Origin of the sequence: Solibacillus sp. FSL H8-0523 (assembly GCF_038051985.1) — a bacterium.
Taxonomy (GTDB): domain Bacteria; phylum Bacillota; class Bacilli; order Bacillales_A; family Planococcaceae; genus Solibacillus.
This window is the reverse complement of record NZ_CP150291.1, coordinates 142,355-167,785: the sequence shown is the minus strand read 5'-3', so window position 1 is coordinate 167,785 and position 25,431 is coordinate 142,355. Positions and strand designations below refer to the sequence as shown.

General features: G+C 41.3%; 23 protein-coding genes. 8 read left to right on the top strand and 15 right to left on the bottom strand.

Going from position 1 to position 25,431, the window contains the following annotated elements:
- Positions 1–47 precede the first annotated feature (47 nt).
- On the top strand, positions 48–1,247 hold the full coding sequence (locus tag NSQ62_RS00835; RefSeq protein WP_341322063.1) for a CAP-associated domain-containing protein: 1,200 nt from the start codon (positions 48–50) through the stop codon (positions 1,245–1,247).
- A gap of 246 nt (positions 1,248–1,493) precedes the next feature.
- Positions 1,494–2,678 (top strand): CaiB/BaiF CoA-transferase family protein, encoded by a 1,185-nt coding sequence (locus NSQ62_RS00830; RefSeq protein WP_341322062.1) that lies wholly within the window; start codon positions 1,494–1,496, stop codon positions 2,676–2,678.
- A 237-nt stretch (positions 2,679–2,915) separates the two neighbouring features.
- On the opposite strand, the gene NSQ62_RS00825 is transcribed toward NSQ62_RS00830, so the two are convergent.
- From NSQ62_RS00825 to NSQ62_RS00815, 3 genes are all read right to left on the bottom strand, one after another.
- Entirely contained in the window at positions 2,916–4,361 is a 1,446-nt protein-coding gene (locus tag NSQ62_RS00825) for a Fe-S-cluster redox enzyme (RefSeq protein WP_341322061.1), read from the bottom strand.
- Positions 4,362–4,492: 131 nt separating this feature from the next.
- Positions 4,493–5,008, bottom strand: a complete 516-nt coding sequence (locus tag NSQ62_RS00820) for a hypothetical protein (protein ID WP_341322060.1) — start codon at positions 5,006–5,008, stop codon at positions 4,493–4,495.
- A gap of 94 nt (positions 5,009–5,102) precedes the next feature.
- On the bottom strand, positions 5,103–6,476 hold the full coding sequence (locus NSQ62_RS00815) for an acetamidase/formamidase family protein (protein ID WP_341322059.1): 1,374 nt from the start codon (positions 6,474–6,476) through the stop codon (positions 5,103–5,105).
- Positions 6,477–6,652: 176 nt separating this feature from the next.
- Between NSQ62_RS00815 and NSQ62_RS00810 the strand changes: the two genes are divergently transcribed.
- From NSQ62_RS00810 to NSQ62_RS00800, 3 genes are read left to right on the top strand one after another with little or no spacing between them, the layout of a single operon-like run.
- Positions 6,653–7,351, top strand: a complete 699-nt coding sequence (locus tag NSQ62_RS00810) for a response regulator transcription factor (RefSeq protein ID WP_341322058.1) — start codon at positions 6,653–6,655, stop codon at positions 7,349–7,351.
- Positions 7,352–7,370: 19 nt separating this feature from the next.
- A complete protein-coding gene (locus NSQ62_RS00805) occupies positions 7,371–8,762 on the top strand; it encodes a HAMP domain-containing sensor histidine kinase (RefSeq protein WP_341322057.1) in 1,392 nt (463 codons plus the stop codon).
- An 11-nt stretch (positions 8,763–8,773) separates the two neighbouring features.
- Positions 8,774–9,121 carry a YbgA family protein gene (locus NSQ62_RS00800; protein WP_341322056.1) on the top strand — a complete coding sequence of 116 codons (348 nt, stop codon included), beginning with the start codon at positions 8,774–8,776 and terminating at the stop codon, positions 9,119–9,121.
- Positions 9,122–9,192: 71 nt separating this feature from the next.
- On the opposite strand, the gene NSQ62_RS00795 is transcribed toward NSQ62_RS00800, so the two are convergent.
- From NSQ62_RS00795 to NSQ62_RS00770, 6 genes are all read right to left on the bottom strand, one after another.
- Positions 9,193–9,729: a GNAT family N-acetyltransferase gene (locus NSQ62_RS00795; RefSeq protein WP_341322055.1), complete on the bottom strand. Its 537-nt coding sequence runs from the start codon at positions 9,727–9,729 to the stop codon at positions 9,193–9,195.
- Complete coding sequence (locus NSQ62_RS00790; protein ID WP_341322054.1) at positions 9,726–10,718, bottom strand: D-cysteine desulfhydrase; 993 nt, start codon at positions 10,716–10,718, stop codon at positions 9,726–9,728. The genes NSQ62_RS00795 and NSQ62_RS00790 overlap by 4 nt, the downstream gene beginning before the upstream one ends.
- Before the next feature lie 106 nt (positions 10,719–10,824).
- Positions 10,825–11,184: a YxeA family protein gene (locus NSQ62_RS00785; protein WP_341322053.1), complete on the bottom strand. Its 360-nt coding sequence runs from the start codon at positions 11,182–11,184 to the stop codon at positions 10,825–10,827.
- Positions 11,185–11,199: 15 nt separating this feature from the next.
- A complete protein-coding gene (locus NSQ62_RS00780) occupies positions 11,200–13,053 on the bottom strand; it encodes an ABC transporter permease (protein WP_341322052.1) in 1,854 nt (617 codons plus the stop codon).
- Positions 13,040–13,807, bottom strand: a complete 768-nt coding sequence (locus NSQ62_RS00775) for an ABC transporter ATP-binding protein (protein WP_341322051.1) — start codon at positions 13,805–13,807, stop codon at positions 13,040–13,042. The genes NSQ62_RS00780 and NSQ62_RS00775 overlap by 14 nt, the downstream gene beginning before the upstream one ends.
- Before the next feature lie 609 nt (positions 13,808–14,416).
- Positions 14,417–15,745 carry an FAD-dependent oxidoreductase gene (locus NSQ62_RS00770; RefSeq protein ID WP_341322050.1) on the bottom strand — a complete coding sequence of 443 codons (1,329 nt, stop codon included), beginning with the start codon at positions 15,743–15,745 and terminating at the stop codon, positions 14,417–14,419.
- A gap of 229 nt (positions 15,746–15,974) precedes the next feature.
- Here NSQ62_RS00770 and NSQ62_RS00765 point away from each other — a divergent pair, with 229 nt between their 5' ends.
- The gene (locus tag NSQ62_RS00765) at positions 15,975–16,907 is read left to right on the top strand and encodes a Gfo/Idh/MocA family oxidoreductase (protein ID WP_341322049.1); all 933 of its coding nucleotides are present in this window, start codon (positions 15,975–15,977) and stop codon (positions 16,905–16,907) included.
- 21 nt (positions 16,908–16,928) lie between these two features.
- Positions 16,929–18,536, top strand: a complete 1,608-nt coding sequence (locus tag NSQ62_RS00760; protein ID WP_341322048.1) for a gamma-glutamyltransferase family protein — start codon at positions 16,929–16,931, stop codon at positions 18,534–18,536.
- 151 nt (positions 18,537–18,687) lie between these two features.
- Here NSQ62_RS00760 and NSQ62_RS00755 read toward each other — a convergent pair whose 3' ends face one another.
- A complete protein-coding gene (locus tag NSQ62_RS00755) occupies positions 18,688–18,996 on the bottom strand; it encodes a DUF6509 family protein (RefSeq protein ID WP_341322047.1) in 309 nt (102 codons plus the stop codon).
- A 133-nt stretch (positions 18,997–19,129) separates the two neighbouring features.
- Between NSQ62_RS00755 and NSQ62_RS00750 the strand changes: the two genes are divergently transcribed.
- The gene (locus NSQ62_RS00750; RefSeq protein ID WP_341322046.1) at positions 19,130–20,302 is read left to right on the top strand and encodes a DHHA1 domain-containing protein; all 1,173 of its coding nucleotides are present in this window, start codon (positions 19,130–19,132) and stop codon (positions 20,300–20,302) included.
- Between the two features lie 271 nt (positions 20,303–20,573).
- Here the strand turns inward: NSQ62_RS00750 and NSQ62_RS00745 are convergent, their stop codons facing one another.
- The 5 genes from NSQ62_RS00745 to NSQ62_RS00725 form a co-directional block, all read right to left on the bottom strand.
- The gene (locus NSQ62_RS00745; protein ID WP_341322045.1) at positions 20,574–21,032 is read right to left on the bottom strand and encodes a hypothetical protein; all 459 of its coding nucleotides are present in this window, start codon (positions 21,030–21,032) and stop codon (positions 20,574–20,576) included.
- Between the two features lie 329 nt (positions 21,033–21,361).
- Positions 21,362–21,682: a hypothetical protein gene (locus tag NSQ62_RS00740; RefSeq protein WP_341322044.1), complete on the bottom strand. Its 321-nt coding sequence runs from the start codon at positions 21,680–21,682 to the stop codon at positions 21,362–21,364.
- A 272-nt stretch (positions 21,683–21,954) separates the two neighbouring features.
- The gene (locus tag NSQ62_RS00735; RefSeq protein ID WP_341322043.1) at positions 21,955–22,311 is read right to left on the bottom strand and encodes a rhodanese-like domain-containing protein; all 357 of its coding nucleotides are present in this window, start codon (positions 22,309–22,311) and stop codon (positions 21,955–21,957) included.
- Between the two features lie 116 nt (positions 22,312–22,427).
- A complete protein-coding gene (locus tag NSQ62_RS00730) occupies positions 22,428–24,425 on the bottom strand; it encodes a methyl-accepting chemotaxis protein (protein WP_341322042.1) in 1,998 nt (665 codons plus the stop codon).
- A 182-nt stretch (positions 24,426–24,607) separates the two neighbouring features.
- A complete protein-coding gene (locus NSQ62_RS00725) occupies positions 24,608–25,423 on the bottom strand; it encodes a metallophosphoesterase (protein ID WP_341322041.1) in 816 nt (271 codons plus the stop codon).
- Between the last annotated feature and the right edge of the window lie 8 nt (positions 25,424–25,431).

The following is a 25,431-nucleotide window of genomic DNA, read 5'->3' as shown; positions in this document are numbered from 1 at the left end:
ATCAGTATAAAATACTCTTCGTTAGCAAAAACGAAGGGAACGTAATAATGAAAAAAATAAGCTTTCTGATAGCAATCATGATCCCTCTATTTTTTAGTTCGCTCTTACTTATTACCAATGCAAGCACAAAGACCGAGTGGAAATCTTATTCCAATATAGCAACAAACAAAGAGTGGACCATTACATTCAATCAAAATATCGCAGCGAGCTCCATTGCAAATAATGTCTATATAGTAACTACAACTAATAAAAAAATTGCCGTTACTACAACTGTCTCTGGGAAAAAACTAAAAGTGAAACCGACTACTAAATTAACGAACGGTACCAGCTACAAACTTGTCGTTACGGATAAATTAAAGTCGACGAAGGGAAAGGTCATAAATCAAGAAATTATCATCCCATTTACAACAATAAAAAATACAGAAGCAACTTCAGCTACTTCAAATACGCCATCTTCAGTTAAAACCTTCGCCTCTGAATATGATTTACTTTGGAAAATGCCTTCAGCAAATTACAAAGCATTTCATTTAGTTGGCACAAAAAATAGCAACACGGTCGGCGGCTATGAAACACGCACTGGTCAAACGGTTTTTGGCATTAAAGTTGGTAGCTCCCGTGATACCGTCAAAGCGAAATACGGTGCACCATTAAAAGGGATTTCAAAAAACAACACGAAATACACACAAAGCTATACCGATAAATACAACCAAGAAACAAGCGGTACGTACTTAATTGACAATCAGTATGTTACCTTTTTCTATGATGCCCATAAAAAATACAAAGTACGCTCGGTGACATGGGTAAGTGCTGCAACAGAAATGTCGAAACCGGGCTTCTTTGCGACACAATCTACACAGCTACGTGACGGCCTTGAAAACTTAATGGTCGAACTCATCAACCAAGCCCGTGTCGCAGAAGGCTTAAAACCATTACAATACACACCCAAGTATAATCCAGTTGCCCGTCAGCATAGTGCGAGCATGGCCGATTCTAACTTCTTCGGACATGTGGACTTAAACGGGCTGCGCGGCGGCGATCGCATGAGAAAAGGCGGCGTGACGTATAACTGGTGGGGCGAAAACTTAGCCTATGGTCAATATAGTGCAATTTATGCCCACGAAGCACTCATGAATTCACTCGGTCACCGTGAAAATATTTTACGTAACGAATTTACTCATGTATTTGTTGGTGTGGACTTCAACAGCAAAAACCAACCTTACTTTACAATGAATTTTTACTCGTTATAATGTTAAAACTCGAGAGATACGTTCTCTCGAGTTTTTTTATAAAAATTTACTCATTTTTTCACTATAATTTTCTGACTATTTTAAATATAATGAGGGTAATCACTTTTTTACAGAACAATCCATTTTATTTCTCCTTAAAAAGGATAAATATAGGAATTTTTAAGTTCAACTGTTATAATACTAATTAAATATAAATTAACTGTATTATTACAGAATGCTGTTTTGATCACATAGGGGGATGGAGTCATGACAATTTTAAATGGGTTAAAAATTTTAGATTTTAGTTCACTATTACCGGGGCCACTTGCGACGATGATGTTTGCAGATTTAGGGGCTGAAGTAATTCATATTGAATCTGAGCGCCGCGTCGATTTAATGCGCATTATGCCACCATATGACGAAGACCGTGAATCCTACATCCATCAGCATTTAAATCGCTCGAAAAAGTCACTGCAAATTAACTTAAAATCCGACGAAGGTACCGACATTATTAAAAAGCTCGTACAGGATTACGACATCGTTATTGAAGGGTTCCGTCCAGGGGTAATGAAGCGTCTTGGCATCGATTACGAAACATTACGCAAGATTAATCCGCGCCTAATCTACTGTGCAATTACAGGCTACGGGCAAACGGGTCCATACGCATTGCGTCCCGGTCATGATAACAACTATTTATCACTTGGCGGCGTGCTCGATCATTCACGCTTAAAGGACAAAAAGCCGGTTGCGATGGGCATTCAAATTGCTGATATTGCCGGTGGGACAATGCATGCGGCAGTCGGCATATTAGCCGCCGCGCTTCACCGTGAAAAAACAGGCGAAGGAAAATTTATCGATGTGTCGATGACCGATGCGATGTTTGCGATGAACGCACTATACGGCGCACAATATTTCGGTAGCGGCCGCGCACCACAGCCAGAAGAGGAAATTTTAAATGGCGGGACGTTCTATGACTACTACCGCACAAAAGATGGGCGTTATTTCTCAGTTGGGAGCTTAGAGCCGCAATTCCGCAAGCTGCTTTGTGAGGCACTTGATATTCCAGAGCTGATTGATAGCACATTCAATGGTTCCGCCTATACACAGCAACGCTTCAAAGAGGCGGTAAAGGATGCATTTTGCTCTAAAACCTTTAATCAGTGGCTAGAAATTTTCAATGAGGACTTCCATGGGTGTGTCGAACCGGTTTTAACATTCGACGAGGCGTGCGAGCATCCACAAATCCAATCGCGTAACATGGTCGTAGATATTCCAAAACCAGACGGCACAACACAGCGCCAAATTGGAACCGCATTAAAAATTGAAGGCGTTGAACCTAGCTATCAATTCGTTGGGGCAAAGATCGGTGCACATACCGAGGAAATTTTAACAGGCTATGGCTATTCAAAGGAACAAATTGAGGAACTAACAAAATCTGGCGTTTTAAAATAGAAAAAGGTGTATCCGCGTTTGTTGTTAAACGTGGATACACCTTTTTTCATCGCTCATCCTACTGATACGAAGCTGAAATAAATTCCAATGCCAGCTACTACCGAAAATACGACGCCTGCACAGCTTAATAAAACGTTTTTAATCATTTTGCTCACTCCTTCTATCTCTAAGTGTAATAGAAGGAATAGCTTTTTAGCTGTGAGAAAAATCACAGCAAAAGTTGTATCTTTTTGCGTTTCAGGCAAGCAGCGCCGTTCGTTGTTCAATAAACTGACGTAAATTTTCAAAATGCGCCGGAATTAGCATGTATTTTTTATATACCACTAGTAGCTTCTCTACTAAAAGATCTTGCTCAGCGTAAAATAAAATTTGTAGTAAATTGCACATATGCTGTGACGTTTGTAGCGCGATTTCATAGTACGGGCTATTTTTTTGGACATACGAAGTTTGCCACGTTACAAGTGAATCTCGAATAATTTGCGTCGTTCCATCGACAAGCACCGCGATATCCTGCTGCACAGTGGCTTCAATTAAATGCAACATGTCCGGATTTTGTTCCTGCAACAGCTCAAAAATTGCCGTACAGCTTGCCAGTTCATAGTTTTTAAGCAAGGTTACTGCATCATTCCACTGTTCCTCTTTAACAAGTGTATGGAGTAGCACAAAAAATAAATGCTCTACGTAATTTTTATGATAATTTTTCACAAGGGCTTGCGGCTGTGGATTCATGCTTGGTAGGACGTCCTCGTAGTCCACAACGAGCTCGATCGCATGATTAGACAGCCGCTCCTCCTCAATTAAATACAGGCCGTGCTGAATAATGGCACCGTTGTCTTGCCGTGTAATGGCTTCTTGAAAAAGCATATAGCTTAGGAGGGTTTGCTCTTTTTCATTAAGTGCAAAGGGGCCCTCTTCCCATTCGCTTTGCACTTGGGCAATACATTTTCGCAGTTTTTTCAAATGCCGACGCCCACTCGAAAAGTGAATCTCAATGTTAAATAAATGCAGTTGCTTTAACACATAGCTTTTCGGATTTTCAAAATCTAGCTGCTGTACGATTTTATGAATCATCGTCGCCACACGATTTTTACTAAATTGTAGCAAGAGCCCCTCTTTAAACAGGCGCATCAATTGAAGCGGGCGTTCGATTGCTACGAGTGGCTGCTGTAAAAACAGCGCATACATTTTTTTTGCCGCGATATACTCCCAGTAGTCACTAGAATCTGAATAAATCGGCTGCACGAAAAAGCGCTGTCCTACTTGAAAAACGATTAATCGTTCAAGCCCTGTTTCGGTGACAGGTGTTTGAATCGACTTCGTAAATAATAATTCAACAAGCTGTGAAAAATGAATTCCGTCTTTTTTATGTATAAATGCAAAAAGTGCTTTTTTATTTTCTGGCGCATCAAAAAAGTGCTGAATCTTTTCATTTACGACCTCAACATTGAAATGCGCCTCATGAAAAGAATCGTAGGAAAATAAGTTCACTTTCCCCCAATAATGCTTCAGTAATGAAAAGCAAAACGTTTCCGCACGTTCCTGCTCTAGTAAAAATGCATTGCTATCAAACGCTACACCCCATATAGCACTTTCTGTACCAAACTCCTGTAAAGCGCGCTCTAATCGATTGTCTGTTAATCCTGATGTTTTTGTTAAAAGCTGCTCATCAAATGAAAGCAACAACGGCCATTCCTCCTCCTCACATATCCCACTGTTATCTATAGAAAAATATACCATTCCACACCAATGTGTGAAATGAAAAAATTAAAAACAGGGTGCGTTAAAAGCCAAAAAACTTTTAACACACCCATCGATCATTCCGCTAAAACATTGGTCACAATAATCTTCGTCGGATTTGTTTGTGTAGGTCTGCTACGCGTTGTCACCTCGTAAAGTACAATGAGTACCTTACGATAAAGCCCCTCTTTTTCAACACGCTTGCCTTGCAAATCCACGATTTCAGTTGAATCCTTTACATGAAGCTTCAAGTTCAACTGCTCACTAAACAGCATCTCATTAAATACCCCCACTGCGACCTCACCTTTTTTATCGTACTGATCAAAAATAACAAGTAGTGGCTCAGTTTGCGGTGGTGCTTGCATGGGTAGCGGTATGCTTGAATCGACAAATGCGATCAAACGACCCTTTACTGGAATCGCAGACGCTCCGATTTGATGACCGTCCTTTGTCATCAGCGGTGTTTTTGCTGTGATTTTGAAAATAGCCTTTTTCGTTCCATCTTTTTCACTGATTGTTTCGATTATGCCTACACCCGATTGGACGCTAATCGAGAGGGCAAGTGCTTCGATTTTTTTAATTACTGGCTGCATGGTCTCACCTCTCTACATTTCTAGTACTGTATTTCCCGAAAAGTAGTATCAAAAAACGTCACAAGCGAATGGTTGTAAAATGATTTTCCTAGCTCTAATCGTACTGACGCTTAATTGGCTTAAGTAGTCGCGCCTGCTTTAACATCGTTTTTGGCACCAGCATCGTGGCTGTTACGACACCTGGGTGACGGCCAATTTCAATAGAACCTGTAATGGTCGCACGGTTTTTTACCTCTTCTATTGATAAGTTAAATAGCTTCGCCGCGCGGGCTAACGCATTATCCGTGGCAAGATTTAAGTTTGCCCCCGAACCAACAATTGCTAATGGTAGGCTATCTTCCATATTTTTCACGCCAAATTCCTCAGCCAAATCACGCGCCACTCGTTTTTCTTCTTTTGTAAATGGCTTCGCTGTATATGGTAGGTCCTCCGCATTTGGTAATAGTACAGGCCCTTGTAAATTCGCCTTTTTCAGCACACTTACCTTAAGCTGTACGATTCCTGACACATCGGTTGTATGCCCTGCGATTTCACCGTCACCTTGCATCGCGTGCATATCGCCCACATATAACCCACCACCTGGTACCTTCACGGGGCAAATGACAACCGCGCCTTCACGTACGCGACTAATGTCCATATGCCCGTCTGTACGGTGAATGTCGAGCTCATCTTCCGTCATTGTAAATTCATGCGGCGCACCAATTAAAGACGTACCAAAATCGCCTGCATTATGCGAATCGGGCATTGCTTTTGACGGCGTTGTACCAAGTTGTCCAACAAATGGACGCATTCTAGCCATTAGTCCGATTAAATCACTCGGCGCAAACGCAGTTACAGGGTTTTGAACCGAGTTTTCCGGTGTACGCATAAATTGTTTTGGGTTTAGTGCGATGCGACGCGCAGCTTCCTTACCAAGCGTTAACCCGATATCCCCTTTATGACTAAGTGCCATCGTATAGCCGTTTGTCATTTTAAACGGTGTTGTATCCGTCCCACAAGTCACACATTTTACCGCTTCTTGCCCAATGCCTTGAATTTCCGTTGCCGGATACAGCTTGCCGCAACCTGGGCATTTCACTTTCACAAAAGGATCCCCGATAAAGCGGTCGCTTTGAGCCTCATCAGTTCCAGAAGACGTGGCAATTGATGTCACTTGAATCGACTTGATTTCAATAACAAGTGCATCCCCTACTTCAGCACCCTCTATATAAACTGGCTTTGTCACTTCATGCCCACCACGAATTGCCGGTGTAATCATGGGTCCCCAGCAGCCCGGTGCGGTGTTCGCAATAATGGTACCACCATCTTTTAATGGGCCAAGCATCGGTTCGTTCGGATTTAAAATCCCGTTCGTAAATTCGTTTACAAATAAGGTTTCCGCTGCCTCGACAGTCAGCTCCTCGATAAATGTTAATGTTTCCTCTACATCGAGTGCAGGGTTGTTTTCTGTTTGATAGTTATTTGTCATGTAAAAACCTCCTTGAAATATGAAAATCGTAAAAATCGCGTGAATATTAGGAAAATTAACCCTTTCCTCTATTATACAATTTTTTCGACAATGATTACGAATCGAATTATCACAAAGGTAAAACATTTCCACTTGCTCTATAATGAAATTACTAGTTTTTGAAAGGACGTGCTTGTATGGAACAACCGCGTATTTTGATTGTCGATGATGAAGCAGATTTACGAAATTTACTAAAGGCCGCACTGAAAAAAGAAGGCTTTACTGACATCCAAACCGCTGGATCCGTCGCAGAGGGGCTTCGTGTATTCGAACAATTTTCCCCAACAATCGCGTTACTCGACGTCATGCTGCCTGACGGAGAAGGTTATGACTTATGTAAAAAAATTCGTGAAACCTCACATATTCCTGTGCTGTTTTTATCCGCAAAATCCGACGAGGTCGACAAAATTTTAGGACTTGCAATCGGTGGCGATGATTATATTACAAAGCCCTTTAGCCCAAAGGAAGTCGCGTTTCGAGTGAAGGCCCAGTTACGTAGGCTTGGCTATACGCAAAGTGCACCAATCGTGGAAAGTACTTCTACCATATGCGGGCCATTCGAGATGAATGCCGATGAAACGGAAATAAAAAAGAACGCAGCTTTGCTTGAATTAACTGCAAAAGAAGTGGGCTTAATGGCGTGCTTTATGCGAAATCCAAACCGCATTTTAAGTAAGGAACTATTATTTGAGCGGGTTTGGGGCGAGGACTTTTTTGGAGCCGATAATACGCTCATGGTCCACATTCGCCGTCTTCGTGAAAAAGTCGAGCAAGACCCATCAAAGCCAGTTTTCATTACAACCGTTAAGGGGCTTGGCTACAAATTTATCATTTAAGATTCGGAGGTGAATCGCGATGAAATGGAAGCTGACGAATCGTTTTTTAATGACAATTTTAACGATTGTATTTATCGTCATTATTGCCAATACCATTTTACTGCTTGTCATTTTATATAAAGAGGCCACAACAGACGGCATTAATAGCAATACTGACACGACCGGCGAGGTATTTGTACGGAGCTTTTCAGATTATTTAACGCTTGAACAGGGTGTGCCGCGTATTATGGATGAAGGCTTACACGTGTTACAAAGTCGCCAAGCATGGATTCAAATTTTAGATAAAAATGGGCAAGAAATCGTGCGCGCCCTTGCACCTGAAGAAGCACCGACCCACTATCGCCCAGTCGATCTCATTCAGCACTATAAATACCAGGAATATGACAACGCCACGACCATTTTTATAAGTGAATTTGAAGATTATAGCTATTTAATCGGCATTGAAAATCCGAATATTTCACGTGTGTCCTTTATGGTCGATAACTCGGCCATTCTTAACACCATTTCTCAGTATTTGCTGTACATTATTGCCGTCGATTTAGTCATTGCCCTTCTAGCTGGGCTGATGTTTGGCTCGATTTTAACAAAGCCGCTTTATATGATGATTGATCGCATTCAGCAGCTTAAAAATCGCAATTTCCAGCTACAAAAAGTAAAGCGCCCCGGCATTTATAAGCAAGTTTTCACGAACTTACAGGACGTTTCAGGTGAGCTAGAAAAACAGGAGCAGGAGCGTAAAAAATTAGAACAAATGCGCAATGAATGGATTAGCAATATTTCGCATGACATGAAAACACCCCTCGCATCGATTCAAGGCTATGCGGAATTACTAAACGATGCGAATGTTTCGCCCGCAGAACGCAAAGAATATGCAGAGGTCATTGAACGCAAGTCCGTTTATATGCGTGAACTGATTGATGATTTCAATTTAACGATGAAGCTACGTGAACAGCAATTACCGCTTCAGCTAACAAAGGTGCGCATTGAAAAGCTTGTACGAGATGTTGTCATTGATGTCTTGAATGATCCGCAATTTACACTACGTGATGTAAGCTTTGACAGCGATGCACCGCAGCTTGTACGGTCACTTGATGAACATTTAATGAAGCGGGCATTACTCAACTTTTTAGTGAATGCCCTCATTCATAATCCGAATGACACGAGCATAATGGTTACCCTCACAGCAAAAAATGACCGGGCATACCTTGAAATTCGTGACAACGGGCGTGGGATGGCACAAGCGGATGTCGAAAATGTATTTGAACGCTATTACCGCGGTTCCGATACGGAAAACATACGCGGTACTGGTCTTGGGACAGCGATTGCACGCGATATCCTCGTCGCACATGGCGGTGAGGTTTCAATTACAAGTGAAATTGGTAAGGGTACTACTGTAACGATTCAACTTTAGGGGGTGAGCAGATGGAGAAAAAGCAGGCTGAAACACTGTGGCGCGAGGAAAAATACCATGTCATGCTTCATAGTCAATATCACTACAACACCATTCGCACGGCGATGAAAGAAGCAAACTACACGACCGTCCCGTCACTCATTTCTGATGCGCTGAACGTGCCCCCTACTACCGGCAGTCAGCGTAACGCCATCATGCATATGTGGGGCTATTTTAAAAAACAGGCCACGACCGAGGAAAAATCAAGTTACCAGCAGCTCCTTCAAGCAGATGATTTTGACGCATTGCTACTATTATTAAAGCACCTTGCAACGAAATATGATGTGAAATACTTGCTGGACAGTCGGGTGTTACATTAAAAAAACCGCGCATGAGCCACCTCTAAGCCCGCGGGAATGCAAAAGGGACTTATTAAGGAGTCCCTTTACTACTATAGGATGTACGCCATTTCAATACGTACCTCTTTATTTTTTATATCTTCATTGGAATAGGAAATTGTATTTAGACCGACCAGTGCAAAACCATTTTTCAAATAAAACTGAATAGCTGGTACATTAGATGTTTGTGTTTCGAGTACAATCGCCCTTACATTTATTTCATGTGCACGCTGTTTCACATAGTTCATTAAATATTGACCAATCCCACGGTTCTTAAAGCTTTCCTCTACGTATAAATCGTGAATTAATAACGTATTGTTCCAAGCCATCTTTTGAAATACTATCACCGCTGCTTCTTGCTTATTCCATTTTGCAACGTAACTTTCTGAACCTTTTTTATAATCCTCGAAAATTTCTTCTACTAATTGCTTTTCGAATGGTTGACTAAGTGGTTGTAATTGTAACGTGCAATTCCACCCGATAACTGTTTGTTCCATTCGAATATCATAATAACTATTTGAATAATATTGATAAGTTACAGTTTTACCATTGGGAAAGTCCTTTTTTGTAACTGGATGAATGGTAATCATATGAATTCCCTACCAAACGCCGATAAGCTCATGGCGCCACCTGTATGAATAAACAAGATCTTGTCTTCCTTTGTATACTTCCCTTGGCGCACAAAATCAATTAGTCCGGCCATTACTTTTCCGGTGTACACCGCATCTAGTAAAATCCCCTCTGTCTGAGCCAAAAGTTTCACGGCCTCTACCATTTTCGGCGTTGACAAGGTATAACCTTCCCCGACATAGCCGTCCTCACACGAAATGAGCCCGTCTGGTAAATCGGTGAGTTTTAGTAATTGTGCCGCGCCCTGTAACACCTGCTCGACTTTCAGAACTTGAACCGCGTTCGGTGCAGATACATTAATCCCCATTAGCGAAAACGGTGCATTGCCCTCGTAAAAACCAAGCGCTAATCCGGCATGTGTGCCCCCACTCCCACTACCAACAAGGACCTCTTTAAACACTAAACCTTCCGCCTTACACTGTGCTAAAATTTCCTCCGCCGCGCGCACATAACCAAGTGTCCCAAGCGCATTCGAACCGCCAACCGGAATAAAATACACCTTGCGCCCTTCCCTGCGTAGTTGCTCGGTTACCGCCAATGCTTGTGCCACTAAATCCGTATCATGCGCGACAATATGTAGCTGTTCTGCGCCTAAAAGTTTAAAGATTTGCTGGTTCCCAAGTGCCTGTTCATCAAATTTACGATGCGCATGCTCCTGTAAAACGAGCTGACAATGTAGCCCCTCTTTTACCGCCGCTGCGAGTGTCAGTCGGCAATGATTCGACTGTAAAGCACCACACGTCACAATCGTATCCGCACCGTTTTTAAGTGCATCGGCCATTAAATATTCCAGTTTGCGCGTTTTATTGCCTCCACCGGTTAAGCCAAGTAAATCATCGCGCTTTATATAAATAGTTGGTCCACCTAAAACTTCAGAAAAACGTGCTAACTGCTCAATCGGTGTGGCCTCTTTTGTATATATTCTTCGTTCAATTTGTTCGCTAATCATTTCAAATCCCACCTTATTTTTAAATCATAAACAGCCATAAAAGGGCAGCTGAGCAACCCCTTTATGACTGTTAATTTTTCAATATTTTCTAATAATTGTCAAACTATTATTTAAATTGAGCCTGCACATTTGTAGGTAAATCATCGAATTGTACTTCATCAAACGATGTTACCTCGTTCCTATTTTTTAAATACAGCATTAAATACGCATTGTGACGTAAATTTTTGTGTGCCGAGAATTTCACTTGCATTTCGTTCCCGTTTTCATCGTAAGCCGACTGCTCATACCAGTACATGTTATGCACCGCACCATCACCTGCAACAAACCGATCTTCTACGCCATCTTCTGTAATGTGCACATAGACATTTTCTTTGCCTAGCCGATTATAATCGACGGTTGCTAAAACCACTAATCCCGCTACAAATAGCGCAAGGACTACGCCAAATGCGATAAATAGTTTTTTCATCTATATTTTCCTCCATTATAAGTTTTGTCGAATGACTTTATTGAAATACGATACCGTTAATACGTAGTACACACCGTAAATAGCTGAATACACAGCGATCCACATAAGTACCGGTGTGATGATATTCATACTTAGCAATGTCGAAAATAATTTTAATGCAAACACACTGTGCACAATGCCAAGTACAAGCGGAATTCCGAAAATCAAGCCGACCTGTGCACGAATTGTTTTTTTCATTTCCTTTTCACTCACACCCATTTTAAAGAGCACCTCGTATTTACTACGATCCTCCTCGGCTTCGGTAATCATTTTGAAGTAAATGACACTGCCCATTGCCATTAAGAACACTAACCCCAAGAAGCTACCGGCAAATAGTAACGCTCCAAATGACTGCACCATTGATTGATACATTTCTGGGTAGCTTGAGAATGTACCCGTGTCGCCAATTTCTTTGCGAATTTTCTCTGAAACGGCTAACTGATTTTTCTCGTCTTCCATTTTTACGATTTGATACGTAAGTTCTTCGCCTTCAATTGCTTCGTAAGCCTCATCTGTAACAACCACTGCTACAAATACAGTTGGAGTATTGAACATCGCTTCCGTTGTAAAATCTTGAATCGTAAAGATTTGCTTGCCTACCTCCATTTTGCCTCCTGTATAATCCTGTGAAAAACGTTCATCATAAAAGGCATCAATGACGTACGAATTATTTCCCAACAACTCTAACGACTCTTTTCCCTGTAGAGATGCTATTTTATTATATTGAGATAATGTTATAAATGTATAGTTATACGAATTACTGTATATTGTTAGATCGCTATTTTTAACCTCTATATTTTCGTTGTATAAAATTCCACCGGATTGTATATTTACAAATTTACCCTGCCACATGAATGTATTTGGTGCTGATTTCCCCACATCTTTTCCAATATTGTAATAAAGTCCAAATACTGCTCCACCTGCCGTAATGGTCGTTGCACTTAAAATGGCAATTAATGTTAATGTTTTGGTGTTTCCGCGAATACGATACAGCATTTGCGAAACGGTCATTAAATTTAAGCCACGCCATGCAAATTGCTCGTTGTTTTTTAGTTTCGTTAACACGAATACCGTAACACTATGAAATAATAAATATGTGCCAGCTATAACAAGTAGAACAATTACAAGTGGCGTCGAGATTCCAAGCAGTTTCCAAGCCTGAGACGTAAACAGATCCGCCGATGCTAAAAAATAGCCCGTGCCAATCATCACTACGCCAAAAATTGCCGCAATGGCCTTCGCCTTTGGTAAGGCCTCCCCTTTTTTCTCTGCATTGAAAAGATCGATTAATTTAAACTTATAAATCACAAAGTAGCCTTGTAGTGACGTCAGGAAAAAAATAATCATAAAAATCAACAGTGTTTGTCGAATTGCCTCACCGGATAATGTAAAGCTAGAAACAATCGTTAAGCCCATCAGCTGAATTAAAATCGCTAAAATGCCCTTTGAAGCTAAAAAGCCAAGCAGGATGCCGACGATTAATGAAAATAGCCCAATGACCATATTTTCAAAGAATAATAAAAAGCCGATTTGTTTTTTGCGTACGCCTAATAGTGAATACAAGCCAATTTCCTTTTTACGTTTTTTCATGAAAAACGAATTGGAATAGGCGATAAAGATCGCGACGAAAATGACGAGCATGACCGAGGAAAGATTCATTAACGTACTAATTAATTTCGAGCCGCCTGCCTCGGCGAACATGTCATCACTATATTTCAGTGTTACGAACGTGAAGTAAATTAAAATACTAAATACCATCGAGCCGATATAGAGCGAATAGCTTTTCATATTGCGGCGGATGTTTTTTAGCGCTAAATCAAATAATGTCATGCATATCACCGTCCGATGCTGCCAGCTCTTCTAAAATGAATTGGAAAAACTGCTTACGCGATTTCGTCCCGCGCAATAGCTCTTTTGATAGCTGCCCGTCTTTAATGAGTAAAATTCGCTGACAAAAACTCGCCGCATAAGCATCATGTGTAACCATCAGTATTGTCGCTTCCTGCTGCTCGTTTAATTGACTCATGCTTTCAAGTAAATCCGTTGCTGATTTCGAATCGAGTGCCCCTGTTGGTTCATCCGCAAAAATTATTTTTGGCTCGGTTACTAATGCACGTGACGCGGCTGTACGCTGCTTTTGCCCACCGGAAATTTGGTAGGGGTATTTATCAAGTAAATCCGCAATGCCAAAATGCGTGGCAATATTTTCAACACGTTGTTTGATGTCTGCTGGTTTTACTTTGGCAATTGCTAGGGGTAGCACGATATTTTCGCGTACCGTTAACGAATCGAGTAAGTTATAATCTTGGAAAATGAAGCCTAAATGATCGCGACGGAAATCTGCGAGCTTTTCTTCATTCATTTTGGCGATATTGGCGTAATCGATTAAAATGTCACCATCCGTTGGAGCATCAATTGTCGCTAAGACGTTCAGTAACGTGGACTTCCCCGCACCTGATGGGCCCATCACCCCAACAAACTCACCTTTTTCAATATCGAATGTTATCTTTTTAAGCGCTTCAAATATGGTTTGGCCTTTGCCATATACCTTTGAAACATTGTTCACTTTTAAAATAGTTGTCATATGGAACACCTCGTTTTGTTGTTAGTTTTACTATACCGAGCGAACCTTACAAAAAACTGCGTCCAACCTTACGAAAACCTTAATTCGTTTGTCATATGTGTCATCTATTTGTTATGTAAATATCATCACATGACAGCGTATTTTTACTAAAATGGCGGATAAACCCCTGTTGCGATAGGCTTCAAGCGAATTCCGACTACATTACATGTCATTTACAGTTTCATTAAAATGGCATTTTGTTATTATTTTTGCGCTATAGTGGTTTTAAGTTCAAACGAATATTTACACTTTTTCATGATTCCACCGGTGCAGGATACCTAGCTGCTCGCATGCAAAAACGCATAAATATTCATTCATTTTGGACCATTTGACTATTACCTCTTTCATAAAAAAAAGGTATATAGCGCCCGTTCAACACCGGTCGGTCATGCCACATCCATGTGGTATGACCGACATGACTCACATCGTGTGAGCCTAGACATTGGAGGTCCCTCCTGCAAAACTTTTGCAGGAGGGACCGAAATGTTCGAGGAGTTGGCGCTATATGCTGGACGAAAAAAAGAAGGCACGAGCTATTCCCAATAGTAGCTCGTGCCTTCTTCGTTGTATTTATTTTTTGCCGTAGCGCTTCGGCATTTGCATAATGGCATCCCATACACCGCTAAATGGCGGTGCGTACGCTAAATCTAAATCGAGTAAATCCTCAAACGTCATGTCATTATAAAGTGCTGTTGCAAATACATCGATACGTTTATCAACCCCATGTTCCCCAACAACCTGCAACCCAAGTAGCTTACGGCTTTGCTGATCGATTAACATCCGCATTTTCATCGGGCGTACATTCGGATAGTAGCTGGCAATATCATTGACGGTCATGGCATATGCCTCAACAAGTGTATTTAGCTCATCTGCCGCTTGATTCGTTAAGCCTGTCATGCCAATGTGTAAATTAAAGAATTTTAATATCGACGTACCGACAATACCTTTATAGATTTGGTTGAAACCAGCAATATTTAGCCCCGCGATGCGCCCTTGCTTATTTGCTGTCGAGCCAAGCGGTAAATAGTCGACCTGGCGCTTAATACGGTGATACTGCGTGGCACAATCCCCCGCTGCATATACATGCTCAATCGATGTTTCCATATGATCATTGACAATTAACGCGCCGTTTTCTAGCTTCGCAAAGCCTTCTGCAAACTGCGTATTCGGGCGTACACCTGTTGCGACAATGACTAAATCGGTTTCGTAAACCCCTGTTTCGGTACGCACGCCCTCGACATGGGTTGTACCTTCAAAGCCTATCGAATTTTCATTTAACAGCACTTCAACGCCGTGCTTTTTTGCTTCCTCAAGCAACAGTTGTGCGAGTTCCGGATCAAGTGCTGGCATCAACTGATTGCCACGGTGAATTAATCGAACCTCAAGCCCACGCTCACGCACCGTTTCTGCCACCTCTAAACCAATATAGCCGCCACCAATAACCGTGACATGCTTCACATCCGGCAGCTCTCGCATTAATGCATCCATTTGCGGCACCGTTTTCACCGTATGAATCCCTTTTAACTTTCCATTGTCCATCGGTGGAATCGTCGGCTTAGCACCGGTTGCAATTAATAATTTATCATAGTCAAATTCAAACAGTTCATTGCTATTCACATCAATCCCACATACTTTTCGCAATTTCGTATCAATCGCAGTTACTTCATGAAAAATGCGCGCATCAATCCCATATTTCGAACGGAATTCCTCGACATCACGTGCGATTAACTCATCCGCACTCTTTACCTTGCCATTAATGACATATGGCAACCCACACTGTCCGTACGAATAGACATCACCTTTTTCTAACACTAAAATTTTTGCTGTTTTATTGTTACGTACGATTTCCATCGCCGCACTCATGCCAGCCGCGTCTCCACCAATAATTATTACCTTCATCCTGATCACTCCTTGCTTATCTATTCCCATTTATGAAATTAATTTTCACTTTTTGTCTACTTTTTTTCATACTCACAGTTTAAGCGCGATAACTTACCCTAAGTAAAACATATTTCCCTGTATTTCACACAAACGGCGCCTACTGTGAGAAAAGCCTGTTCTTTATATTCCGATTCCCGAAAAATATGCTACACTAACTATCAGAATACTCTTACAAAGGAGCAAGTTTATGACAAAAACTACAATCGGGATTATCGGCACAGGTGTTGTCGGTGAACGCATTATTAACCAAGCCTTAAACAATGAACATTACGAGATCGTTGCTATTTTCGATACGAATGAACAGCGCACAAACGAGCTAAAAGAAAAATATACCGTCCCGACGACAAACGATTTACAGTCGCTACTTGCGCTAAAGCCAGATTGGGTCTATATCGGCACACCGCCCGTTAGCCACGCATCACTTGCACAGGAAATCGCAAAAAACGGCCTGCATATTTTATCTGAAAAGCCACTTGCCCATGACGCCGCGGACGGAGAAGTGATGGTACAAGTTGCGAATGAGGCAAACGTAAAAACAGCGATGCACTTCCCGTTAATGTACGGTGCAGCAGTGCATCAATTAAAAGAGGAATTGCAGGACATCGGTGATATTGTACGCATTGAGTTACATACCTATTTCTCAGAATGGCCGCGCAAATGGCAGCAAAATCCGTGGATTGCCTCGCGTGAACAAGGCGGGTTCATTCGTGAGATTTTCCCGCATTACTTACAATTAACGCATCATCTGTTTGGCGATCTCGATATTACCGCGCACCATACGACCTATCCAGAAAACGAAGCGCTTTGTGAAACAGGTGTATCGGCACTCGCAAAAACAACGAGTGGGATTCCAATGATTATTAACGGCCTTGCCGGCATTGGCCAAGAAGAGCGCATTGACTACAAAATTTTTGGTGCAGAAAAAACGGTCACATTACGCAACTGGTCACAGGTGTTCACTTCAAAAGCGTATGAAGCAGAAGTGGAAGTTACACCAAAAGAAGCACCGCAAACGATGCTTGAGGCGTGCCGCAATGTGCTACTTGGTGAGGAAAGCTTTATCGTTTCATTTGAAGAAGGCTTAAAGGTACAACGCTGGGTCGATGAATTATTAAAATAAAAACATTTGGGGGAATTGTTTATGTTCGATTTATCACATTATCCGTTTGCAAGTCAGCGTAATACGGTCATTGCCAACCGCGGAATGGTGGCAACATCTCAGCCACTTGCCGCACAGGCTGGGCTCGATATTTTAAAAAAGGGTGGAAACGCGGTTGATGCAGCCATCGCGACTGCTGCTGCCCTTACCGTTGTTGAACCAACATCAAACGGCATTGGCAGTGATGCATTTGCGCTCGTTTGGATTAATGACGACAAAAAGCTGCACGGCTTAAATGCTTCCGGCCCTTCAGCAACATCCATTTCAAAAGAAGCACTCGTCGCGCGCGGCTTTGATAAAATGCCGATGCACGGGGTCATTCCTGTAACTGTACCGGGTGCGCCGGCTGCTTGGGCGGCATTGTCAAAGCGCTTCGGGAAATTACCATTAACAGAAGTGCTCGCACCCGCGATTTCGTATGCCGAACAAGGCTATCCGATTTCCGTGACACTCGGGCAAAACTGGCAAAACGGCTATAAAAAATATAAAGAAACACTGACAACCGCAGAATTTAAGTCTTGGTTTGAGACGTTTTCAATTGACGGACGCATGCCTGAAATCGGCGATATTTGGGCATCCCCCGGTCATGCGGATACGTTACGTAAAATCGCCGAAACGAATGCCGAGGCATTTTATAAAGGCGACATCGCCGACAAAATCGATGCCTTCATGAAACAGCACGATGGCTTTCTTACAAAAGACGATTTAGCAAGCTACGAAGTGGAATGGGTCGATCCTATCAAAGTGAATTATAAAGGCTATGACGTGTGGGAGATTCCACCGAACGGCCAAGGCATTGTCGCGCAAATGGCACTCAATATTTATCAGCACTCAGAAGCCAAATGGCAGGACGCAGATACACTTCATAAGCAAATTGAAGCGATGAAACTTGCTTACACAGACGGCAAAGCATTCGTCACAGAACGCGATGAAATGCTGGTAACGACTGAAACATTGTTATCAAAAGACTACGGTGAAAAGCGCTACGCGGAAATAACAGATCACGCTCTGCAGCCAACACCTTTTGATATTCCTAAAGGTGGTACGGTCTATTTAGCAACCGCAGACGCTGACGGCAACATGGTGTCATTTATTCAAAGTAACTACATGGGCTTCGGTTCAGGTATTGTCATTCCCGGAACAGGTGTGTCCCTGCAAAACCGGGGCTATGATTTTTCTCTCGATGAAAACCATCCAAACTTCTTAAAGCCAGGAAAACGTACGTATCACACGATTATTCCGGGCTTCTTAACAAAGGACAATGAAGCAGTAGGACCATTTGGTGTGATGGGCGGTTATATGCAGCCTCAAGGGCATTTCCAAGTCGTGACACATACTGTGGATTTCGCACTTAATCCACAAGCCGCGCTCGATATGCCGCGCTGGCAATGGATTGGTGATAAGCGCATTGATGTGGAGCCGCACTTCCCGAATTATTTAGTGCAAGCGTTAAAACGTAAAGGCCATGACATTCATGTCGCAACAGATGGTGGCAGCTTTGGACGCGGTCAAATTATTTGGCGCGATGCAAACGGCGTGTTGTATGGTGGTACAGAACCTCGCACAGACGGTACAATTGCTGCTTTTTAAAAATAAACGCTTCGGTGCATGTGAAATAACATGTACCGAAGCTTTTTCATTTCCCTATTTACGCGTCGACACTATTTTCCCGACAACTTATGGTGATCAACCTTAAATTCCCATAAAAAAAGACAACACGACTACTCGTGCTGCCCTTCCATTATTGTGCGTCTTCTGATGTAGGTGGTGCTAATAGCTCTTCTTGGCAGAACGCTAAAACCATTGCCTCTTCGTCTTCTTCTAACGCAAACTCTAGTGATTCGTTGTTTGATTTATCAATAATGAAGTAGTTCATGATGCGTACTTCTTCATTAATTAAGCCAACGATTGCGCGGATTTCTAATCCGGCTTCCGAATATAGCTCATCGTCTTCATCCACTTCGATATCTAGTAAAAATTCAAAGCGCTTACCTTCAATGATGTTCGTTGGATCTAAAATTTCGTCAACTGAATACTGTGTAATGTTCATGTAAATAGCTCCCTTTTTGGAAATCTCTCTTCTAATGATAAACGATATTTTTCACGCGTCAAATGACACGACCAAATTTGCGCGTGACACACCGTTTTCCATATGCCAAACTAGGTTTTAAGGAGTGATACAGATGAAGGATTTATTATATTACCAAGATGCGACGATTTCCGAGTTTCACGCAACCGTCGTCAAAACAGGCAGTGAGGAAGGCCGTAACTACATCGTGTTAGACAACACCGCTTTTTACCCAACTGGTGGTGGTCAACCGCATGATACAGGCTGGATTTCTGGTATCGAAATTAGCGACGTTGAAAAAGTGGATGATGAAATTCGTCATTATACAGCAGCGGACGTGTCGAATATTTCCGGGGAAATTTCTGCCAAGCTCAACTGGGTGCGTCGATTCGACCATATGCAACAGCATACCGGCCAGCACATTTTAACCGCCGCTTTTGTCGAGCTCTTTGATCTAGCAACAACGAGCTTCCACCTAGGCACAGAGCTTGTGACAATTGATTTAAACACAACTGACGTGACAGAAGCGCAATTAGCGGCCGCTGAACAACGTGCCAACGAAATTATTTTAGAAAACCGTCCAGTTGAAACAAAATGGGTAACAAAAGAAGACTTAGTCAACTACAACTTACGTAAAGATGTAATTGTCGACGAAGACATTCGCTTAGTCATTATTCCCGAGTTCGATTACAATGGCTGCGGTGGGACGCACCCAACGTCTACTGGACAAGTTGGTCTACTGAAAATTTTAGCAACTGAAAAAATGAAACAGCAAATTCGCGTTCATTTTGTATGCGGCCAGCGCGTACTCCAGCAACTTGCCATGCGTAAAAACGTACTTTCAGATGTCGCACGCCAACTAAGCGCACCTGAAGAGCAAGCAGCTGACGCGATGCGTAAATTCGCGACAGCTGCAAAGCAAACCGAGAAAAACTTAAAAGACGCTCAGGACGCACTGCTACAATACGAAGCACAAGCGCTAGCAAGTGAAGTAATTGCCGCGCGTACATTTGAAAACCGTTCGATTCAAGAGTTACAAAAGCTCGCACGCTTCATTACTGAGCACAACGAACAAGCGATTGCGCTACTTGTCGCAACAAATGACGACAAATTACAATTCGTTGCAGCACGCGGGAAAGCTCATACGACATCGATGAAAACCATCTCAGCAGCCGCGCTACCGCTTATTAACGGCAAAGGCGGCGGCAATGATGCACTCGTTCAAGGTGGCGGCGAAAAAGGAATCACAGCTGACGCCTTACTACAAGCAATGAAAGATAGCCTGTAAATAAAAAAGGAGAAGCCCACAATTAGAGGTTGGAAAATATGCACGATTTCATTCAATAAGACCAGTGCTGTATCATCCAACAAAACACGATCAAACCATTGCTGGCACTGACTTTGTAGAAACGTGCATAAAATTGCGTATAAACAATGTTCCACTAAAAAAGGCAGAAACGTTGATTTAACAACATTTCTGCCTTTTTTATATGCGTCCAAACTTCGATTTGGGAACGTTATTTCATAATGGGATGGATTAATTATGCAATGTATCTAAATTAAAAATCTACATCTTGAGGTATTTTCAAAAAAATAATATCTTCACTATTCACCCAAGGGTATGTTTCTATTTTTAGAGTAGTGCCTAGGTTACCGTCAAATTGATTCTTAGTGTAAATATACTCAATACGTATAGATTTTCCGTTCGGTTTATAATATGGAGTCATATTTTGTTTATCCCAACCTCTATCTGCAAGTGGGAAAAATATATTCTTGTCTATACAGATAGTATCCTTACATGCGTACCAATCAAAATTTTTTTCAGTAGCAATTTTCATAAATCCGCTCTCAGAACTTTCTTCCTCGAAAATACGAATAACCTCTTTTGAAGTGAGTGACTCGAATGGTGGAGATGGATAATGCCAGTAATTACTGAAAAAGATCCAAATATATATTAATAAAGCAATAGCTAAAAGAAATGATTTTCTGTCTTCAATTATTTTTATTTTCTTTTGCAATATTTCATCCTCCTGCTCAGTAGTGAAAGAAAGTTATAAAGTTTTCCGTTCTAAAAGATCTTCCTCAATCGAGTGCGTCGCTGCCATGGATGGCGACGTATTCTTAGTTAGATTTTCATTCTAATGAAATGTTAGTTTCATAAGTTCAACATATAGATTTCAAAAAACAATTGATTTTTCTTTCACTATTCTAAGACGTTAGTTGAATAAATATTCCCAAAGCGATGTAGCTAAGACTGGTTGAAAATCTTAGCTGCTGGATTGAACGTTCCCTATGTGTCATTTGGGAACGTTATCTTATTAATTTGTGCGTTAATATACAAAATCTATCAATTGACTACTTCTTTAAGTTGCTTTGCATCTTCTTCTAGCAATTTATAAATTGTATGTGTATCATTTGTCTCCATAATTGAACCACCCGCATCATGTAGCCAAAGAAAATATTCTTTACCATCTAATTTAAATTTATACATTGGGTCAACTACATCAACAATACCATCTAATTTAATTGCGTGTTCTATTGCATTTCTAAAAATTTCTACTTCAAGTTCGTCAGTATATGTTTTTTCAGTCTCCGTTTTAACTTTTGAAAAACTTACTAATTCATTAAGTTTCACATTATTTTCTGAACAAGCTACAAGAACCGTCATTATAAAAAACAATATAATTATTTTTCTAATAGTTTACACACCGCCTTTAGTTAAGTTTTATATTCTATATAATCTATAAAACTCCTTGTATTAAAGTCCCCAAACCACTGTTTGGGAACGTTCACCTTTATATCGTACTAATTTAGATGCGATATAGTATGTAAAATACCCTCTGAAAACAAATAGATTTCACAGGGTATTTCAATAGTTATTTTAAATTTTGTACCTCTAAAGAGAACCCGTAATCCAACTGCGGGACTTCTCCTTATTATTTACGCTGCCTTTAAGCCATTCATCCCGCGACGTACATTCGTTACGTCTGTATACCCAAGCTTCACAAGCTCCTTACACGCTTTATTACTGCGCACACCACTCTGACAAATGACCACAATCGGCTTGTCCTTCGGTAAATCACCTAAATAGCTACCGACTGGGCGATTAATAAAGTTGGGAATATGCGCCTCTTTATATTCACTTGCCGAACGCACATCGACAAACACGACATCCCCTCGTTCAAGCAGCGGCTGTAGCTCCTTCGTTGAAATATACTTCACGCCCTTTTTCGGCATAAAGCGAAAAATCATGATTGCCATTAAAACTAGCGCAATCCATGTAATCCATTGTTCCATAGTCTACTCCTTTAAAGCGTCTTTTCTTCATTGTACGCAACGCAAGAAAATGATGCGAATATAATGTTTTATCAAATAAAAACAGCATAGGAAACGTGCTCCTATGCTGCTGAACCTTATAATTTAAACTGCTGCGTAGCAACTTGTAAGTCGCTCGCCATCTGAGATAATTGATCTGCTTGTTTTTTCATCTGATCGACTGTTTGTAATTGGCCAGATGCCGAAACGCCTACATCCTTTACATAGCCTGCAGCGGATGTAACCGAAGCCGACATTTCTTCCATCGAAGCTGAAACCTCTTCTGTGTTGGCACTCATTTCCTGTGCCGAACCGCTTAAATGCTCGATTTCAGTTGCAATTTCCGTAACGGCTTCGACAATTTCACCAAAACGCTCTTCTAATTGATGAATCGACGCCAAACCAAGTGCGACATTTTCTTCACCAAATTCTGCAGCTTGCACCGCTTGTTCTGTGTACTGCTGCACCTTTTGAATCAGTGCATTAATTTGTGCTGCTGAATCCGCTGTTTGCTCAGATAATTTACGTACTTCCCCTGCAACAACCGCGAAGCCTTTACCCGCCTCACCTGCACGTGCTGCCTCAATCGATGCATTTAATGCCAGTAAATTCGTTTGATCCGAAATGTCGGTAATCATTTTTGAAATTAAGCCGATTTCTGATGATTCCTTTTTTAATTTATGAATGACATCGATTTCTGTTGCGGTACCACTTTGAATCGCATTCATTTGTGCAATCGAGTGACGCACCGCATTGTAGCCATCACGTACCTTTGTTTCAATAAACTCCGTATGCTGTGAAACCGTGCCTGCCACTTCAGCAACCTGTTGAATGCCAATCGCCATTTGACCCATCGTACCCGCACTTTCTTCTGCGACATGTGCCTGACTGATTGAACCACGCTCGACTTCATCGATTGAGCGCGCAATGACTTGTGCATTATCAGTAACTTTTGCTACATCGCCCATTAGTTCGCATGACGCTTCATTTACGTTACTTGAGCTTGTTTGCACTTTTGTAATCATCATATGCATATTCTCTACTACTTGGTTTAACGAACGCGCTAAAACCCCTAGTTCATCACGACGCTTTTGATGATGTGCATTTGGTTTATGCGTAAAATCACCTTGACCAATAAATTCACTTACTTTCACTACCGCGCGAATTGGGCGGCTAATACCTCTCGATACAAGAATGGCAAAAATAAGTCCAATAATTAAAACGACAACAGTTGAAAGTAAAATGAATAGACGCATAGTCTCTAAACTAACGAACATTTCATCTTCCTTTGCCATAACCGCCATCTTCCAACCGTTCGTTAAGGTGTAGTACCCTAAAAAGCGATTATCACCGTCCGAATGCTTAAATTCATAAAAGCCTCGGTCATTTGAGATAATTTCTTCAATCGCTTTCGCTTCGGCTGTTGAATTTCCTGTTTCCTGTGCTTCCGAAATGAAATTCATTTGATTTTTTACAAATTCCGCATTTGTATGAGATTGGATGGTCCCGTCTTTATTTACTAAGAACGCATAACCCGTTTCTCCAACAACAATTTCATTTAAGACGTTTGATAAAAAGTAACCGTCCATACGAGCTAATAATAAGGCTTTTTCACCTGTTGCTGTATCGATTGGCGTGGCAATCATTACAACCGGCTCGTTCGTTACACGACTAATCAACGTATCTGACATCGCTGTTTCACCAGCAAATGCCGCTTTTATGTATGCACGGTCTGCTAAATCTGTCGTAGAATCATCTAAATAATGGGCGATTCCATCTGCATCGACAATCGCAAACTCTAAATAATCTTCACTTGATGCTAAACGCTTCTGTAAATACGCTTTTTGCTCAGCAAAATTCATATTACGAATAACATCCTGCTCCGCAATTCCCTCTACTTCAGTATTCGTACGCTTAAAGAACTCTTCTACATATTGCGATAGGTCCTCTGCTTTTGACTGTAAATTATCGTGAACCTGTCTTTCTAACGCCGTATGGCTATTTAAATAACTTGTTACCCCTAAAACTGCACATGTTAATGTTAATAATGTGATAATCGATGCCGTTAGTTTCGCACCAATCCCCCAATTTTTCATCAAGGTCCCTCCAACTCTTAATTATATCTACCTGTTAAATATAATCTATAATAATTATATTTTTTCTATTTTTTGTATTATTATCTAATCTATTTTCATCATATATAACTTTTAGAAGGAAGTAAATAATAATTAATATGTCAATTTTGCAACAAAAAAACGCCACAAATGTGACGTTTTTATTATTTTGCTTGCAATTTTACAGTAATGATTTCGGGCAAGTTAAAGATACGAAACGGAAACAGACTATTACCTAATCCACGACTAATAATCATCGTCGTTTCCTTTTCTTCAAACACACCCGCTGTATACGTTGGGAATATGCCTTGTGTTGGTGCTACAAGCCCTCCGATAAACGGCAAACGAATTTGGCCACCGTGCGCATGCCCGGTAAACACTAAATCTACTTCTTTTTCGATATACGTTTCGAATTGCTCAGGTCGGTGTGATAACAGCATCGTGAAGGAATCGGTTCCTACGTTGTTTCGTGCTGCCTCAATCGACTCATCGACATTTTGTCCCATTAACGGATCTTCAATACCGAGAGCAACGATGCGTTCCCCGTTACGCTCAATCGTTACTGACTCATTCGGTAAGACGTGCACGCCTAAATCCATTAGGGCCGCATAAATTTCATCTGTTAAATTTAGTGCAACCTCATGATTTCCAAGCACGTAATAAACATCCGCAATGTCTACAAACTGCGCAACCGCCTGCAAGCTATTATCCAAATCATAGCGTCTACTATCGACTAAATCACCAGTTAAAAAAATCGCATCTGGATTGGTAGCCCGTACTTTTTCAACTAACCGTGATTGATTTTCACCAAATGTGGCATCATGTAAATCCGTTATTTGCGTAATGCGAAAACCATCAAAGCTTTGTGGAATCTTTTCAGACTCGTACACTAGCTCCGTCGTCACAAGCCAATTGTTATTTACATATAAAAATACATAAATCCCTACTATTAATACAATAAGTTTTAGTAACTTTTTCAACGTGTTCG